The sequence below is a fragment of the Heliomarina sp. genome (genome assembly GCF_052826185.1).
The window spans coordinates 290,728-304,863 of record NZ_JBRBUI010000045.1 but is presented as its reverse complement, the minus strand read 5'-3'; the positions used below and the strand labels follow the sequence as shown (position 1 = coordinate 304,863).

Here is a 14,136-nt window from a genome sequence, read left to right as displayed (position 1 = left end):
GGAAATTCTGTCAGCGGGTTCTAGTCAGACGCCTTGAGCTCAAGGCGTCGCGCATGCAGAACCGGTTCGGTATAACCCGAGGGCTGAATGCGGCCCTTGAAAACCAGATCGCAGGCGGCCTGAAAGGCAATGCCGTCGAAATCGGGTGCCATCGGCTGATAGACGGGATCATCCGCGTTCTGACGATCCACGACGGCCGCCATTTTCTGCATCGCTTCCATCACGCGGGTCTCTTCGACCACGCCGTGATGCAGCCAGTTCGCCAGCGCCTGACTCGAGATACGGCAGGTGGCGCGGTCTTCCATCAGGCCCACATCATGGATGTCGGGCACCTTGGAGCAGCCGATGCCTTGATCGACCCAGCGCACCACGTAGCCGAGGATACCTTGCGCATTGTTCTCGATCTCCTGGCTGATCTGCTCATCCGACAGGTTGCGCCCGTGCATGACCGGGATGGTCAGCAGATCGGAAAGGCTGCCGCGTGCGCCACCTGCGCGCAGCTCATCCTGACGCGCCATCACATCCACCTTGTGGTAATGGGTGGCATGCAGGGTCGCCGCCGTTGGCGATGGCACCCATGCGCAGGTGGCACCGGATTTCGGATGGCCGATTTTGGCATCCAGCATCTCGGCCATGCGGTCGGGCATCGCCCACATCCCCTTGCCGATCTGGGCCTTGCCCTGCAAACCGCAGGCGAGACCGATATCGACGTTGCGATCCTCATAAGAGGCGATCCACGGGGTGGATTTCATCTCGCCCTTGGGCAGCATCGGTCCGGCCTCCATCGAGGTATGAATCTCGTCCCCAGTACGGTCGAGGAAGCCGGTGTTGATAAAGGCCACCCGCTGGCGCGCTTCGCGGATACATTCCTTAAGGTTGACCGAGGTGCGGCGTTCCTCGTCCATGATGCCGATCTTGACCGTATTGCGCGGCAGACCAAGGATGTCCTCCACCATATCGAAAATCTCGACGGAGAAGGCGACCTCTTCCGGCCCGTGCATCTTGGGTTTGACAACATAGACCGACCCCTTGGTGGAATTGCCACCGTCGCGCCCGAGATCATGCATTGCGATCATCACTGTGCAGAGCGCGTCCATCAGACCTTCGCCAATTTCGCGCCCTTCGCTGTCGATCACCGCCGGGTTGGTCATCAGGTGGCCGACATTGCGCACCAGCATCAGGGAGCGCCCCTTGAGGGTCAGGCTGTCACCGGTCGTCGTGGTAAAGCTCTTGTCGCTGGCCAGTTTGCGGGTGACCGTCTTGCCGCCCTTGTCAAAGCTTTCCTCAAGATCGCCTTTCATCAGCCCGAGCCAGTTGGCATAGGCAAGCACCTTGTCCTCGGCATCGACGCAGGCCACGGAATCCTCGCAGTCCATGATCGTCGAGACGGCGGATTCCAGCGATATATCAGAGATATGCGCCTTGTCGGTCTTGCCGATCGGATGGTCGGCATCGATTTCGATGGCGACATGCAGGCCGTTGTTGCTGAGCAGGACAGAGGTCGGCGCATTAGCGTCCCCCGTGTAGCCCGCGAATTGACCGGTATCCTTCAGCGCCTGCGTCTTGTCGCCGGATGCGACCTGCAACTGACCGTCATCCACGGAGAGCGCGGTGACATCGGACCACGAACCGTCGGCCAGCGGCACCGCATCGTCAAGAAAGCTCCGCCCCCAGGCGATGACCCTCTCGCCGCGCTCGGCGTCGTATCCCCCAGCCTTGGGCAGATCGCCCAGCGCATCGGTGCCGTAGAGCGCATCATAGAGCGACCCCCAGCGTGCATTCGCCGCGTTCAGCGCGAAACGTGCGTTGGTGATCGGCACCACCAACTGCGGTCCGGGGGTCGTAGCGATTTCGGGATCGGTATTCGTCGTTTCGATGGTGAAATCTTCGCCCTCGGGCAGCAGGTAGCCAATATCGCGCAGGAATGTCTCGTAAGCCTCGGCATCATGGGGCGCGCCCTGACGTTCGACGTGCCAGGCGTCGATCTTTTGCTGGATCACCTCGCGGGTTTGAAGCAGCTCGCGGTTTTTAGGTCCAAGCTCTGCCACCATGCGGGCCAGCCCGGTCCAGAACTGCTCGGCGGAAACGCCGGTTCCCGGCAGCGCCTTGTTTTCGATGAAGTCGACCAGTTCAGCCGCGACAGTCAATCCCTGTCGGTTTTCACGTTGGGTCATATTCCTTGAATTCCTCTGGCGTTTTACGGGGCGGCGGGGCCGTGATGTCGCCAATTAACGCGATAAGTTTCCTATAGGCAACAAGCTCGACCTTTATCTGGCCAAGCAGCAGTTACAAACGGAACAAGAAAAACCCGGCGTCAGCGCGTGGGCTGAGCCGGGTTTTCCATGATTTCGGTATGCCAAATATCAGTCGTTTGCGGGTGCGGTTGTCGCATCGCCGGCAGGAGCGGTCTGCTCGACCGGTGCCGTCACCTGAGGGTTGGTATCGGTGCCGACATCGTCACCGGGTTCCTCATCCCCGTAAAACACTAGCCAACCCACGGTAAGCACGGCCACAAAGACAAAGCATAGCAGGATGCCCCAAAGAGGGCCCCGATGATTGCGGGCTTGCTTTTCGACATTCGTATTGGGAGCGGTCATGATTGCCTCCTGTCACTTAAGCTGTCGCCGGGCAGATCAGCTGTTCCAGCGCGGCAGGGCGCGTGCTTGCAGCACCTGCGTTACAGGAATAACTAACGGGACAGGAAACAGTTCCACCGATAACCCCAAAGGGAGTTGGATATGAAAGACGCCGCGCCGACCACAGTGTATCTCGAGGATTACAAGCCTTTCGGCTACGTGGTCGACTCCGTGCATCTCACCTTTGACCTCGCCCCCAATGCCACCCGCGTCAAAAGCCGGATCGAATTTTCGCCCAACCCCGAGGCTGCCGACCGCCGGTTCTGGCTGGATGGCGAAAAGCTGAAGCTGATCAGTGCCAAGATCGACGGCAAGGACGTCAACCCGGTTTGCACCGCCGAGGGGCTAAGCTGCGACGCGCCGGATGCGCCTTTTGTCTGGGAGGCCGAGGTCGAGATCGACCCCGCGGGCAATACCGCGCTGGAAGGGCTTTACATGTCCAACGGCATGTATTGCACCCAGTGCGAGGCGCAGGGATTTCGCAAGATCACCTATTACCCCGACCGGCCCGACGTGATGAGCGTCTTTACCGTGCGCATCAACGGCGACCTGCCGGTGCTGCTGTCGAACGGCAACCCGGGCAAATCCGGTGACGGCTGGGCCGAATGGCATGATCCCTGGCCCAAGCCCGCCTATCTCTTTGCGTTGGTCGCGGGCGATCTGGTGGCCCATTCCGACAGCTTCACCACCATCGGCGGGCGCGACGTGGCGCTGAACCTTTACGTGCGCCCCGGGGACGAAGGCAAATGCGCCTTTGGTATGGAGGCCCTGAAGAAGTCGATGAAATGGGACGAGGATGTCTATGGCCGTGAATACGACCTCGACATTTTCAACATCGTCGCCGTGGATGATTTCAACATGGGCGCGATGGAAAACAAGGGGCTGAACATCTTCAACTCCTCTGCCGTGCTTGCCAGCCCGGAAACCTCGACCGACATGAATTTCGAGCGGATCGAGGCGATCATCGCGCATGAATATTTCCACAACTGGACCGGCAACCGCATCACCTGCCGCGACTGGTTCCAGCTTTGTCTCAAAGAAGGTCTGACGGTCTATCGCGACAGCCAGTTCACCTCGGATATGCGCTCGGCCCCGGTCAAACGGATCAGCGATACGATCGACCTGCGCGCGCGCCAGTTCCCCGAGGATAACGGCCCCCTCGCCCACCCGGTCCGGCCGGATAGTTTTCAGGAAATCAATAACTTCTACACCGCGACCGTCTATGAGAAAGGCGCCGAAGTGATTGGCATGCTGAAACGGCTGGTGGGGGACGCCGCCTATGCCGAGGCGCTGGATCTCTACTTCGCGCGCCATGATGGACAGGCCTGCACCATCGAGGACTGGCTCAAGGTTTTCGAGGATGTGACCGGTCGCGACCTGACCCAGTTCAAGCGCTGGTATTCGCAGGCGGGCACGCCGCGCGTCAAGGTGACCGAGCATTGGGAGAACGGTACATACCGACTGACCTTCACGCAATCGACCCCGGCCAGCGTGGCCAGCCCTGCACCGCAACCGCAGGTCATCCCGATTGCCGTTGGCCTGATCGGGCCGAATGGAGACGAGGTCGTGGAAACCACGCTTTTGGAACTGACCGAGGAAACGCAGGCTTTTGAATTCAGCGGCCTTTCCGCGAAACCGGTGCCCTCTATCCTGCGCGGGTTTTCCGCGCCGGTGATCCTTGAGCGCGAAACCACCACTGCCGAGCGCGCCTTTCTGCTGGCCCATGACACCGATCCGTTTAACCGCTGGGAAGCGGGCCGGACACTGGCGCTCGAGACGCTGAACGACATGACGCTTGGCGGGGCGGCCCCGAATGCCGCCTATCTTGACGGGATCGTCGCCGTGACGCGGGACAGCAGCCTTGACCCGGCCTATCGCGCGCTGATGCTGGGCCTGCCCAGCCAGTCCGAGCTTGCCGCCGCGCAGGCCGAATCCGGTCATACGCCCGACCCGATGGCGATCTGGAACGCCTGCGAAACGCTGCGCCAGACTCTAGCGGAAAAGCTGCAGGACGATCTGCCGGGGCTGATGGCAGAAATGCGCGTGGAAGCCCCCTATCGCCCCGATGCCGAACAATCCGGCAAGCGGTCGCTCGGCGGCGCGCTGCTGTCGCTGCTGACTCGGCTGGACGGTGGTGAGGAAGCCGCGCGTCAATATGCCGAAGCGGACAACATGACGCTGCAACTCTCCGCCCTCTCCTGCCTCGTGCGGGCGGGCAAGGGAGAGGATGCGCTGCGCCAATTCTACGAACAATGGCAGGGCGACCGTTTGGTGATCGACAAATGGTTCATGCTGCAGGTGCTGAACGCCGCGCCGGACCGCGCGGTCGGTGCTGCCAAGGCATTGACGGAGCACAAGGATTTCAACTGGAAGAACCCGAACCGGTTCCGGGCGACGCTGGGCGCGCTGACCGGCAACCATGCGGGTTTCCACGCCGCCGACGGTGCGGGCTATGCGCTGCTGGCGGACTGGCTGATCAAGCTTGACCCGGTCAACCCGCAAACCGCGGCGCGCATGTGTACCGCCTTCCAGACATGGAAACGCTATGACGCAGAGCGGCAGGGGCAGATGCGCGCCGCGCTGGAACGGATCGCCGCCCAGCCAGACTTGTCGCGCGACACGACCGAGATGGTCTCGCGCATTCTGGGGGCCTGAGCCATGCGTCCGGTCTGTCTCATCACCGGGGCGAGCGGCGGGATCGGTGCCGCCACCGCGCGGCTGGCCGCCGAGCGCGGTTATGATCTGGCGCTCAGCTACAATGGCAACCAGGCCGCCGCCGAAGCGGTGGCTGCTGATGCCCGCAAAGCCGGGGCGCGGGCCGAGATCTACCAGGCCAATGTGGCCAAACCCGTGGATATCGAGGCGCTGTTCACGGCGGTCGACCGCGATTTCGGCCGCATCGACGCGCTGGTGAACAATGCGGGCGTGGTCGATATGGCTGCCCGCGTGACGGACTTTACCCATGACCGTCTGCGCCGCATGTTCGACATCAACGTGATCGGCGCGATGCTGGCCGCGAAAGAGGCAGTGCTGCGTATGCAGGCGCAGGGGTCCGGCGGGTCCATCGTCAATATCTCCTCTGTTGCGGCGCGGCTTGGGTCGGCCAATGAATTCGTCGATTACGCTGCTTCCAAGGCTGCCATCGACACCTTTACCAAGGGGTTGGCGAACGAGGTCGCGACCGACAATATCCGCGTGAACAGCCTGCGCCCCGGTCTGATCGAAACCGAAATCCACGCCAAGGGTGGCGAACCCGACCGGGCCGAGCGGCTGGCCGTGAATGTTCCGATGAAACGGGTCGGCAGGGCGGAAGAGGTTGCCGATGCCGTTCTGTACCTGCTGTCCGATCAGGCCAGCTATGTGACCGGCGCCTTTCTGGACGTCTCTGGCGGGCGGTGAGCGCGCCCTATCGCTTTACCCGCCACGGACGGTCGCGCCGTGCGGTTCTGGCGCTGGTCGCCGTCTATGGTGTGCTTGGCCTGCTGCTGATCGCCTTTGACGCCGCGCCCTGGCTGATCGGCGCCGTCGCCCTGTTCACCCTGCCCGCGCTCTGGGATCTCTGGCGCAACCCCGCCGCCGGGATCATCCTGAGCGACGAAAACCTCGAATGGTTCTCCGGCAGGCTGGACGGAAATGTCGCCCTCGCCCAGATCGACCGAATCCGCATGGATACCCGCTGGGACCTATCGGTGCGCGTCACAATTCTGACACGAGATGGCAAATCACTGCGGCTCCCACCCGAGGCGTTGCCGCCCCATCGGCGGATGGCCGCCGAATTGACCCTGCGAAACGTGCAGATCGAACGGCATCATTTTACCGTATTTTGACATCGAATTTTAGTTAACCCTTTTCTTTTCATAGCGTTAACCAACTTTTGACCTGCCTTGCAAAAGGCCCAAAGGAACGCTGCAAACATCTTAGCTCTGCCATTTTTGCGCCTGAAATCACCTGCATAAACCGGACCAAGTGTCGTGTTACCTCGTGTTCGGATTACCCATGTTCAAGCTGTTACTGCCCTGGCTGGATCGCCTCTTTATCTCTGTCACCACGGCGTTGGAGTCGCTGTGGCTGGCCGCCAGATCCAAGCGATCCGCGAACATGGCGGACGATGAACCGGCGCCGATATATGCCCTGCCCTCGCCCCGTTACGAAGAACATCTGACGATTCCGGTTCGCGACAAGGCGCCGGATGACACCGCGTGGCGCGCGGCACAGGAGCGTGGCCAGTTCCTTGCACGGCAGGAACGCTGGGAAGACCTCGCCCGCGAAATGCGGCTGGCGGATGAAAAACGCGAATGCACGCCCGGTGGTGTCCCGATTGCCGAGCTTCTCGCCTTTGGTGCGCGCAGCGACGTGGTGTTGGCTGCCGAACATGCGCTGCGCGAGGAACGCGCCCCGCGCGACGGCGCCCTGATCGAAGGCATTAAAGGCCTTGAGATCGCCCGCCGCGAACTGGGTAACGACCCGCATATGTCCGCACTGGTGGCGCAGGCGCATCTGGATATCGGCTGGGCGTGGCGCGGCGAAACCGGTCAGGATGAAATCGCGCCGCTGAACCGCAAACGCTGCCTGGCGCATTTCGAACGTGCGACCAAGCTGATGGCCCCGTTCAACGGGCTGGAACTGGACAGTCCCATGGTTGCCGCGACGCAATGTGCCCTGCTGGTCGGTCAGGCCGATGCGGGCGCTCGGGTCAGCGACGATTACGAAGACCTGATCGATCTCGACCCGAACAACCACCGCCACATGCGCGCCCTTGGCTGCCACCTGCTGCCGCGCTGGTTCGGCACCTATGACGAGCTTGAGCTTCAGGCGCGCCGCACCGCGGCCCGGACGCAGGATATATGGGGGGCTGGCGGTTACACCTGGGTCTATTTCGATGCGATGGCGCTGGACGAGGTCGCCTGCGAGCAGGTCGATCTGGATTTCTTCATCGACGGGCTGCACGACATTATCGCGACCCATCCCGAGCAGGAAATGATCAATCTTCTGGCCGCCTTCTGCGCCGTAGCCATCCGGCAGGGGGAAGGCATCAGCGCCCTTGCCGACCAGAACCGCGCCGAAATTGCCGATTGCGCCAACTGGCTGATCCGCGACCACCTCACCGAAGTCCACCCGATGGTCTGGGCCCATGCGCTGACCGGGTTTGACAACAACCTGCGCGTGACCTCGGTCAACCGGTTTGCCGCGCGTGGCAAGCGGTTTGCGCTTCAAGCGATCGGCGAGCTTTTCTGCGAGGAAATCGGGCGCGGCGCGCATATCACCTTTACCCCGCAGGGTCCACGTTATGACGCGACCTGACGCCCCCTTGCTCTGACCCCGTGGCTGGCCTAGAACCCCTGCCAAGCAAGCGGACAAGAGGCCATTCAGATGCTGGACCTGACATACGAGACCCCCAAGCCCAAGGTGATCGCCGGGGCCAAGCACGACTGGGAACTGGTGATCGGCATGGAAGTCCATGCGCAGGTATCCTCCAAGGCGAAACTTTTCTCGGCCGCCTCGACCCAGTTCGGCGCCGAGCCCAATTCCAACGTGGCCTTTGTCGACGCGGCGATGCCGGGCATGCTGCCGGTCATCAACGAATTCTGCGTCGAGCAGGCGGTGCGCACGGGTCTTGGTCTGAAAGCCGAGATCAATCTTGTCAGCGCCTTTGACCGCAAGAACTATTTCTACCCCGATCTGCCGCAGGGCTACCAGATTTCACAGCTCTACCATCCTATCGTCGGTGAAGGTGAAGTTCTGGTTGATATGGGGAACGGTATCGCACGCCTTGTGCGGATCGAACGGATTCACCTTGAGCAGGACGCCGGGAAATCGATCCATGACATGGATCCCAACATGTCCTTTGTCGACCTGAACCGCACCGGGGTCGCGCTGATGGAGATCGTGTCGCGCCCTGATATCCGCGGCCCCGAAGAGGCCGCTGCCTATATCACCAAGCTGCGCCAGATCCTGCGCTACCTCGGCACCTGCGATGGCAACATGCAGAACGGCAACCTGCGGGCTGACGTGAACGTGTCGATCTGCCGCCCGGGCCAGTACGAGAAGTATCAGGAAACGCAGGACTTTTCGCATCTCGGCACGCGCTGCGAGATCAAGAACATGAACTCCATGCGGTTCATTCAGGCGGCCATCGAATACGAGGCGCGCCGCCAGATCGCTATTGTCGAGGCCGGCGGCTCGGTCGATCAGGAAACCCGGCTCTACGACCCGGACAAAAACGAAACCCGGTCGATGCGCTCCAAGGAAGAAGCGCATGACTACCGCTATTTCCCCGACCCCGACCTACTGCCGCTGGAAATCGAGCAGGCCTGGGTGGACGATATCGCCAACAACCTGCCGGAACTGCCCGACCAGAAAAAAGCGCGCTTCATCAATGACTTCGGCCTGGCCGACTATGACGCCAGCGTGCTGACCGCCGATCTGGAATCCGCTGGTTATTTCGAAAAGGTCGCGCAAGGCGGTGACGGCAAGCTGGCCGCGAACTGGGTCATCAATGAGCTTTTCGGCCGTCTCAAGAAGGACGGGCACGACATCACGACAAGCCCGATCGCGCCCGAGCGTCTGGCCAAGATCGTCGCGCTGATCTCCAAGGGCGATATCAGCGGCAAGATAGCCAAGGATGTGTTTGATATCGCTTACACTTCTGACCGCGACCCGGAAGAGATCGTCGAGACCGAAGGCCTGAAACAGGTGACCGATACCGGCGCCATCGAGGCCGCCGTGGACGAGGTGATCGCCGCCAACCCGGCGCAGGTCGAAAAGGCCAAGGCCAACCCGAAACTGGCGGGCTGGTTCGTCGGTCAGGTGATGAAAGCCACCGGCGGCAAGGCCAACCCCAAGGCCGTCAACGATCTGGTTTCGGCCAAGCTGGGACTGTGATTTCCGGGGGGTGACATCTGTGCACCCCCTGTACACCCCCCGTACATCAGCCGTCTGACATTTTCCGGACTCCTGACATTCCCCCTTCTCCTGTTGTCAGGGGATGGGAAAGGTGTGTGAACGGGGTGTTGCCCGGGCGACCGCTGCGCATTAGCGTCAGGGTGACCGAGGAGGCAATTGAATGGACAATAGAACTAGAGCTCTTTGGGAAGCGGTCTCATTAGATGGGTGGATCGGTAAATTTGATGACAGCGGAGTCGCGTCAGTCCACGTTGACGTAGTCTTCAGGAATGGGTCATTCGGTGAAGACCCAACAGTTCCAATTAGATTCAAGATCGCACTCAAACGAGCAGAAGTAGTAGTCAAGATAGGACCCGATCAACCACTCAAGGTGATCAAAAAAAGCATTCAACGCGAAAAATCCTTCGCCGACCCAGTACAAATTGAAGAAACAGTAGCCACCAAAAGCACAGCGCAGGCTCAAGCTATATCAGAATTGAGCGCAGACCTACTTAAATCAAAAATCGGAGCCTCTGGCGAATTTTCGCAGGAAAAAGAATTTCAAATACGTCAAAATAAATCTGTGCAACGCCTGATACAGCAACATTTCACTACGCCCGACTCTCATCCCGCGTGGGAAATTAAGATAACACCGGCATCCGATGAGTACCTTTATGGCGCCCCTTGGGAAGCGGAGGCCGAACCCAGGTTTTCAGTTAAACGGACTTCGGACTTGGTTCCCAACCAAGAAGAAGTCACTATCTGCATAGAAGTGAGATGCCGGCGAGAAGACATCGAAATCCTTGATCTAGAGCAAAAAGATACGGAAAAACAGAGCCGGTTTAGAAGAAAGAAAAATAGTGATGTGAACTTGGCGGCTGCAGAGCAACTTATTAAAGCGGAGCTTGAGAAAGCCGGCTTTCTCGACATCCCGGATTTAGGAGAAAAGCACGCTCGATTACTCATTGCTGACAAACTAATCCTCGAGGACAGCGATGACTGATTGGATACAAAAAGTTATAAAAATCCTGCAGTCAGACTCTGACGATTTGAAGGAGCTCGCTGAAATAGCTGGACATGACCATCGAACTTTTTATAGGGGAGCGAACTTCAGGAACTCCATTCTAAGGGAAGACAGCCTAGAAGGGATCGACGTTAGCAATGCTACGATTAATAATTATAGAATTGCATCTGGGTCAGGCTGGGAGCCAATTCAAACGGCTGTAATGAAGGCGAACTCACTAAGGAGCGCGAGGACTAAACAAGAAAAGGCGGCAATGCTTTCTCTGCTCGACAAGAGGATCGCGCAAGCGGTGAAGGAACGATCTGCCATTGACGCCGCAACCTGCGAAGTCGAAAAGATCGAGATCGAATATCCTGATCAAGAGGCGCGGTTTTATGCCCTGCGATCAGTATCGATGGATTGGGTTGGCCCAGTTCGTCGCGAGGACTCAATTTTTGAACTCGAAGTCGCAATCGAATTGTCTCGCGCATGCTCGAAGTATGCGACGAGCCCATATGAGACCGGCATCGCCATGGACGATCTGGGTATTGCGCTTTGGTCGCTCGGAAAACGAGAAACGGGAACTGCAAGACTGGAAGAGTCCGTCGCAGCGCATCGCGTCGCGCTTGATGAATTCTCACGCGAAACCGAGCCGCTTGACTGGGCCAAGACGCAGAATAACCTAGGTAATGCGCTGCAATCGCTAGGGCAGCGCGAAAACGACACGCAAAGGCTGGAACAGGCCGTCACCGCCTTTCGCGCCGCGCTGGAGGAGCGCACACGGGAAATAGTGCCTCGACATTGGGCCATAACGCAAAACAACCTCGGCACTGCTTTGAATGCCCTTGGGCAACGATACCGCGAGCCGACGTTGCTAGAACAGGCGGTCTTTGCTTACCGGGCTGCGCTTGAGGAACGAACGCGCGAAGAAGCGCCTCTTGAATGGGCCATGACAAAAAGCAACCTCGGCAATGCGCTGAGAGCTTTGGGGGAACACGAACGCGGCACGGAACGTCTGGAAGATGCCCGCGCATGCTTTTGCGCAGCGCTGAAAGAATACACACGTGAAAAGTTTCCGCTGGATTGGGCTACGACCAAAGGTAACCTAGGACGCCTCGAAATCGCGTTTTTCAATAAAACCGGCGACCCGACGCATCTGGATCGGGCCGAGGCACATGTGCGGGCTGCGCGGGAGGTGTTTGCAGAAGGAAATGCGACGCAGTATCTGGGGATGGCCGACCAACAACTCGGATACATCAACCACCTGCGAAAAGGCCCCTCTGCATGACCCCATTCAAATCCAGCTTTCTCACCGTGAAACCGGAGTGGATCGATTATAACGGCCATCTCAACATGGCCTATTACTCGGTGCTGTTCGATCTGGGGGTGGATGATGTCTGGGCGGATTTCGGGCTGGGGCCGGGCTATCGCGAAGAGCGGGGGATGACGACCTTTCTGGCGGAGTTTCACATCCGCTATGTCCGCGAGCTGCATGAGGGCGACCGGGTTTACAGCACGTTCCAGCTGCTCGCGCATGACGAAAAGCGCATCCATTCCTATCAGGAGCTGTTCCACGAGGACGGGTGGCTGGCGGCGAGCGGAGAGTCGCTGCACCTGTCGATCGACCAGTCAGGGCCGAAGGTCGCCCCCTTCCCCGGCGACGTGCAGGAAAAGATCGCAAAAATGGCGCGGGATCATGCGGGCCTGCCGATGCCCGAGGGCGCGGGGCGCAAGGTGCAGCTCCGGCAGCGTTAGGCTCTTTAGCCCGGTGAGATTTGCGGTTAGGTTGCGCGGGTTATCAGCGTCAGGACGATTTAATGCCCATATACGAATACAAGGTGGTGCCGGCCCCCGGCAAGGGAACCAAGGCCAAGGGGGTCAAGACAGCCGAGGGGCGGTTCGCGCTGTCGGTCGAGGCCGAGCTGAACCGGCTGGCGGCGGGCGGATGGGAATACCTGCGCGCGGAACTGCTTCCCAGCGAGGAACGCAGCGGGCTGACCGGATCGGTGACAAACTGGCGCAACGTGCTGGTATTCCGTCGGGCCAAGGGCGGCGCGGCGGGCAATGCGTCGGGAGAAACGGTAGAAGAACGCGGCGCCTCCGCCTTTGCAGCGGCAGCGACACCGGTGCCTGAGGCAAGTGTGCCCGTGGGACCTGCAAAGCGTGGTGGGTCGGAGGAAGACGAGGTTCCCTCGGCACGGCCCGTACCCTTTGGCGCGCCCGAGACGCTGGCGGAGGTAGAGGAAGATGCGGTCAAGGAATCGCCGCTGACCAGCATAGAAAAGGTCGTTCGCCGCAGCACGCCCGACGTCAAGAAAGACAAGTCGGAGTAAGTTTCGCGGGATGCTGTGCCGCAGGTCGTTGCGGTTCTTGCGTAAGCTGCTGTGTGCCTGAACCTTGAGACAGAGATTAAAAGAATCGGCCCCCGCTGCTTTTGACGGGGGCTGTTTCTTTCTTCGTTTAATGCAGGGGCGTTGTTCAAATGTCTTCGGATGCCCGCGCAGCCCCCACGCGCATCGGGCCGGTCGATACAGGGCTTAGACGCCGATATCGAGCGACAGGGCGTGGATACTGCTCACCAGTTCCGGACCAAGCGCCGCATGGACGGCGCGATGCCGCGCAATGCGGGACTGGCCCTTGAATGCCTCTGCCCGGATCATCACATTGAAGTGGCTCTCGCCCCCCTCACGAAAACCGGCATGCCCGCGATGACTCTCACTGTCATCGACCACTTCGAGAGCATCTGGTGAAAAGGCTGCCTCGAGACGGGTCCGGATTGTTTCAGTCACATTCATTTCACTCTTTTGCGGCAAAAAATTCGCCGCCCCCTCTTCTATCTGACGAGACATACTCTAAACTCCGGTCTCCGAGTCGAAAAGATGCGCCGGGAAGGAAAGCTCCATGACTAAACCTGATCCCTTCGGCTTCGACATGTCCGTGTCGTCGGCCAAGAAAAAGAACCCGCGTGGCCGTCGCGGCATGTCCGGCGCCTCCGAAACCTCGGTGCGCCAGTGCGAACATCCCGGCTGCACCGAGGCCGGCAAGTTCCGCGCCCCCAAGGCGCCTGACGTTCTGGACGACTATTTCTGGTTCTGCCAACAGCACGTGCGCGAATATAACCTCAAATGGAACTTCTTTGACGGAACCACCGAGGCAGAGATCAACGCGCAACAGACCAAGGACAAGGTCTGGGAACGCGCGACCAAGCCGATCAGCGATCCGGAAGCCCGCGCCTGGGCGCGGTTGGGCATCGAGGACCCGCATCAGGTACTTGGCGCGAATGCGACGCAGAACCCAGGCAAGCGCGGCGGTGTCACCCAGCGCCGCCTGCCCCCCACCGAACGCCGCGCGGTCGAGATCCTCGAGGCGGGCGACAACTGGACCAAGGCCGAGGTGCGCAAAGCCTACAAGTCGCTGATCAAGGTGCTGCACCCGGATATGAACGGCGGCGACCGGTCGCAGGAAGAACAGCTGCAGCAGGTGGTCTGGGCATGGGACCAGATCAAGGTGAGCCGCAACTTCAAAGACTGATCTTTGGGATCAGAATGTACTTCGGACAGGCGCGCGCAGGGGGCTGCGGGCGCCTTTTTCTTTGGCTTCCGCTTCGTCAAACCC

General features: G+C 60.0%; 13 protein-coding genes. 10 read left to right on the top strand and 3 right to left on the bottom strand.

What is annotated here, in order from left to right; all coding sequences use genetic code 11:
- Nucleotides 1-20 precede the first annotated feature (20 nt).
- Together ACU0FH_RS13715 and ACU0FH_RS13710 are read right to left on the bottom strand one after the other, a co-directional pair.
- Nucleotides 21-2,174 (bottom strand): malate synthase G, encoded by a 2,154-nt coding sequence (locus ACU0FH_RS13715; protein ID WP_446195201.1) that lies wholly within the window; start codon nucleotides 2,172-2,174, stop codon nucleotides 21-23.
- Between the two features lie 189 nt (nucleotides 2,175-2,363).
- On the bottom strand, nucleotides 2,364-2,597 hold the full coding sequence (locus tag ACU0FH_RS13710) for a hypothetical protein (RefSeq protein WP_446195200.1): 234 nt from the start codon (nucleotides 2,595-2,597) through the stop codon (nucleotides 2,364-2,366).
- 141 nt (nucleotides 2,598-2,738) lie between these two features.
- On the opposite strand from ACU0FH_RS13710, the gene pepN reads away from it, so the two are divergent.
- The 9 genes from pepN (at nucleotide 2,739) to ACU0FH_RS13665 (ending at nucleotide 12,854) form a co-directional block, all read left to right on the top strand.
- Entirely contained in the window at nucleotides 2,739-5,291 is a 2,553-nt protein-coding gene (pepN, locus tag ACU0FH_RS13705) for an aminopeptidase N (RefSeq protein WP_446195199.1), read from the top strand.
- Nucleotides 5,292-5,294: 3 nt separating this feature from the next.
- Entirely contained in the window at nucleotides 5,295-6,035 is a 741-nt protein-coding gene (locus ACU0FH_RS13700; RefSeq protein WP_446195198.1) for an SDR family oxidoreductase, read from the top strand.
- Nucleotides 6,032-6,463 carry a hypothetical protein gene (locus ACU0FH_RS13695; protein ID WP_446195197.1) on the top strand — a complete coding sequence of 144 codons (432 nt, stop codon included), beginning with the start codon at nucleotides 6,032-6,034 and terminating at the stop codon, nucleotides 6,461-6,463. The genes ACU0FH_RS13700 and ACU0FH_RS13695 overlap by 4 nt, the downstream gene beginning before the upstream one ends.
- A gap of 169 nt (nucleotides 6,464-6,632) precedes the next feature.
- The gene (locus ACU0FH_RS13690) at nucleotides 6,633-7,937 is read left to right on the top strand and encodes a hypothetical protein (RefSeq protein ID WP_446195196.1); all 1,305 of its coding nucleotides are present in this window, start codon (nucleotides 6,633-6,635) and stop codon (nucleotides 7,935-7,937) included.
- A gap of 69 nt (nucleotides 7,938-8,006) precedes the next feature.
- Nucleotides 8,007-9,518 carry an Asp-tRNA(Asn)/Glu-tRNA(Gln) amidotransferase subunit GatB gene (gene gatB / locus ACU0FH_RS13685; protein ID WP_446195195.1) on the top strand — a complete coding sequence of 504 codons (1,512 nt, stop codon included), beginning with the start codon at nucleotides 8,007-8,009 and terminating at the stop codon, nucleotides 9,516-9,518.
- Between the two features lie 181 nt (nucleotides 9,519-9,699).
- The gene (locus tag ACU0FH_RS13680) at nucleotides 9,700-10,521 is read left to right on the top strand and encodes a hypothetical protein (RefSeq protein WP_446195193.1); all 822 of its coding nucleotides are present in this window, start codon (nucleotides 9,700-9,702) and stop codon (nucleotides 10,519-10,521) included.
- Nucleotides 10,522-10,795: 274 nt separating this feature from the next.
- Nucleotides 10,796-11,809, top strand: a complete 1,014-nt coding sequence (locus tag ACU0FH_RS13675) for a tetratricopeptide repeat protein (RefSeq protein ID WP_446195192.1) — start codon at nucleotides 10,796-10,798, stop codon at nucleotides 11,807-11,809.
- Nucleotides 11,806-12,276: a thioesterase family protein gene (locus ACU0FH_RS13670; protein WP_446195191.1), complete on the top strand. Its 471-nt coding sequence runs from the start codon at nucleotides 11,806-11,808 to the stop codon at nucleotides 12,274-12,276. Before ACU0FH_RS13675 ends, ACU0FH_RS13670 begins: the two co-directional genes overlap by 4 nt.
- A 62-nt stretch (nucleotides 12,277-12,338) precedes the next feature.
- A complete protein-coding gene (locus tag ACU0FH_RS13665; RefSeq protein ID WP_446195190.1) occupies nucleotides 12,339-12,854 on the top strand; it encodes a DUF4177 domain-containing protein in 516 nt (171 codons plus the stop codon).
- Nucleotides 12,855-13,058: 204 nt separating this feature from the next.
- Here ACU0FH_RS13665 and ACU0FH_RS13660 read toward each other — a convergent pair whose 3' ends face one another.
- Complete coding sequence (locus ACU0FH_RS13660) at nucleotides 13,059-13,316, bottom strand: BolA family protein (RefSeq protein WP_446195610.1); 258 nt, start codon at nucleotides 13,314-13,316, stop codon at nucleotides 13,059-13,061.
- A 106-nt stretch (nucleotides 13,317-13,422) separates the two neighbouring features.
- Here ACU0FH_RS13660 and ACU0FH_RS13655 point away from each other — a divergent pair, with 106 nt between their 5' ends.
- Nucleotides 13,423-14,052 (top strand): DnaJ domain-containing protein, encoded by a 630-nt coding sequence (locus tag ACU0FH_RS13655; protein ID WP_238369279.1) that lies wholly within the window; start codon nucleotides 13,423-13,425, stop codon nucleotides 14,050-14,052.
- The last annotated feature ends 84 nt before the right edge of the window (nucleotides 14,053-14,136 follow it).

Coding starts and splice junctions, on each gene's coding strand:
- ACU0FH_RS13715 (WP_446195201.1), bottom strand. CDS start 2,174: ATGACCCAACGTGAAAACCGACAGGGATTGACTGTCGCGGCTGAACTG.
- ACU0FH_RS13710 (WP_446195200.1), bottom strand. CDS start 2,597: ATGACCGCTCCCAATACGAATGTCGAAAAGCAAGCCCGCAATCATCGG.
- pepN (WP_446195199.1), top strand. CDS start 2,739: ATGAAAGACGCCGCGCCGACCACAGTGTATCTCGAGGATTACAAGCCT.
- ACU0FH_RS13700 (WP_446195198.1), top strand. CDS start 5,295: ATGCGTCCGGTCTGTCTCATCACCGGGGCGAGCGGCGGGATCGGTGCC.
- ACU0FH_RS13690 (WP_446195196.1), top strand. CDS start 6,633: ATGTTCAAGCTGTTACTGCCCTGGCTGGATCGCCTCTTTATCTCTGTC.
- gatB (WP_446195195.1), top strand. CDS start 8,007: ATGCTGGACCTGACATACGAGACCCCCAAGCCCAAGGTGATCGCCGGG.
- ACU0FH_RS13680 (WP_446195193.1), top strand. CDS start 9,700: ATGGACAATAGAACTAGAGCTCTTTGGGAAGCGGTCTCATTAGATGGG.
- ACU0FH_RS13675 (WP_446195192.1), top strand. CDS start 10,796: ATGCTTTCTCTGCTCGACAAGAGGATCGCGCAAGCGGTGAAGGAACGA.
- ACU0FH_RS13670 (WP_446195191.1), top strand. CDS start 11,806: ATGACCCCATTCAAATCCAGCTTTCTCACCGTGAAACCGGAGTGGATC.
- ACU0FH_RS13665 (WP_446195190.1), top strand. CDS start 12,339: ATGCCCATATACGAATACAAGGTGGTGCCGGCCCCCGGCAAGGGAACC.
- ACU0FH_RS13660 (WP_446195610.1), bottom strand. CDS start 13,316: ATGAATGTGACTGAAACAATCCGGACCCGTCTCGAGGCAGCCTTTTCA.
- ACU0FH_RS13655 (WP_238369279.1), top strand. CDS start 13,423: ATGACTAAACCTGATCCCTTCGGCTTCGACATGTCCGTGTCGTCGGCC.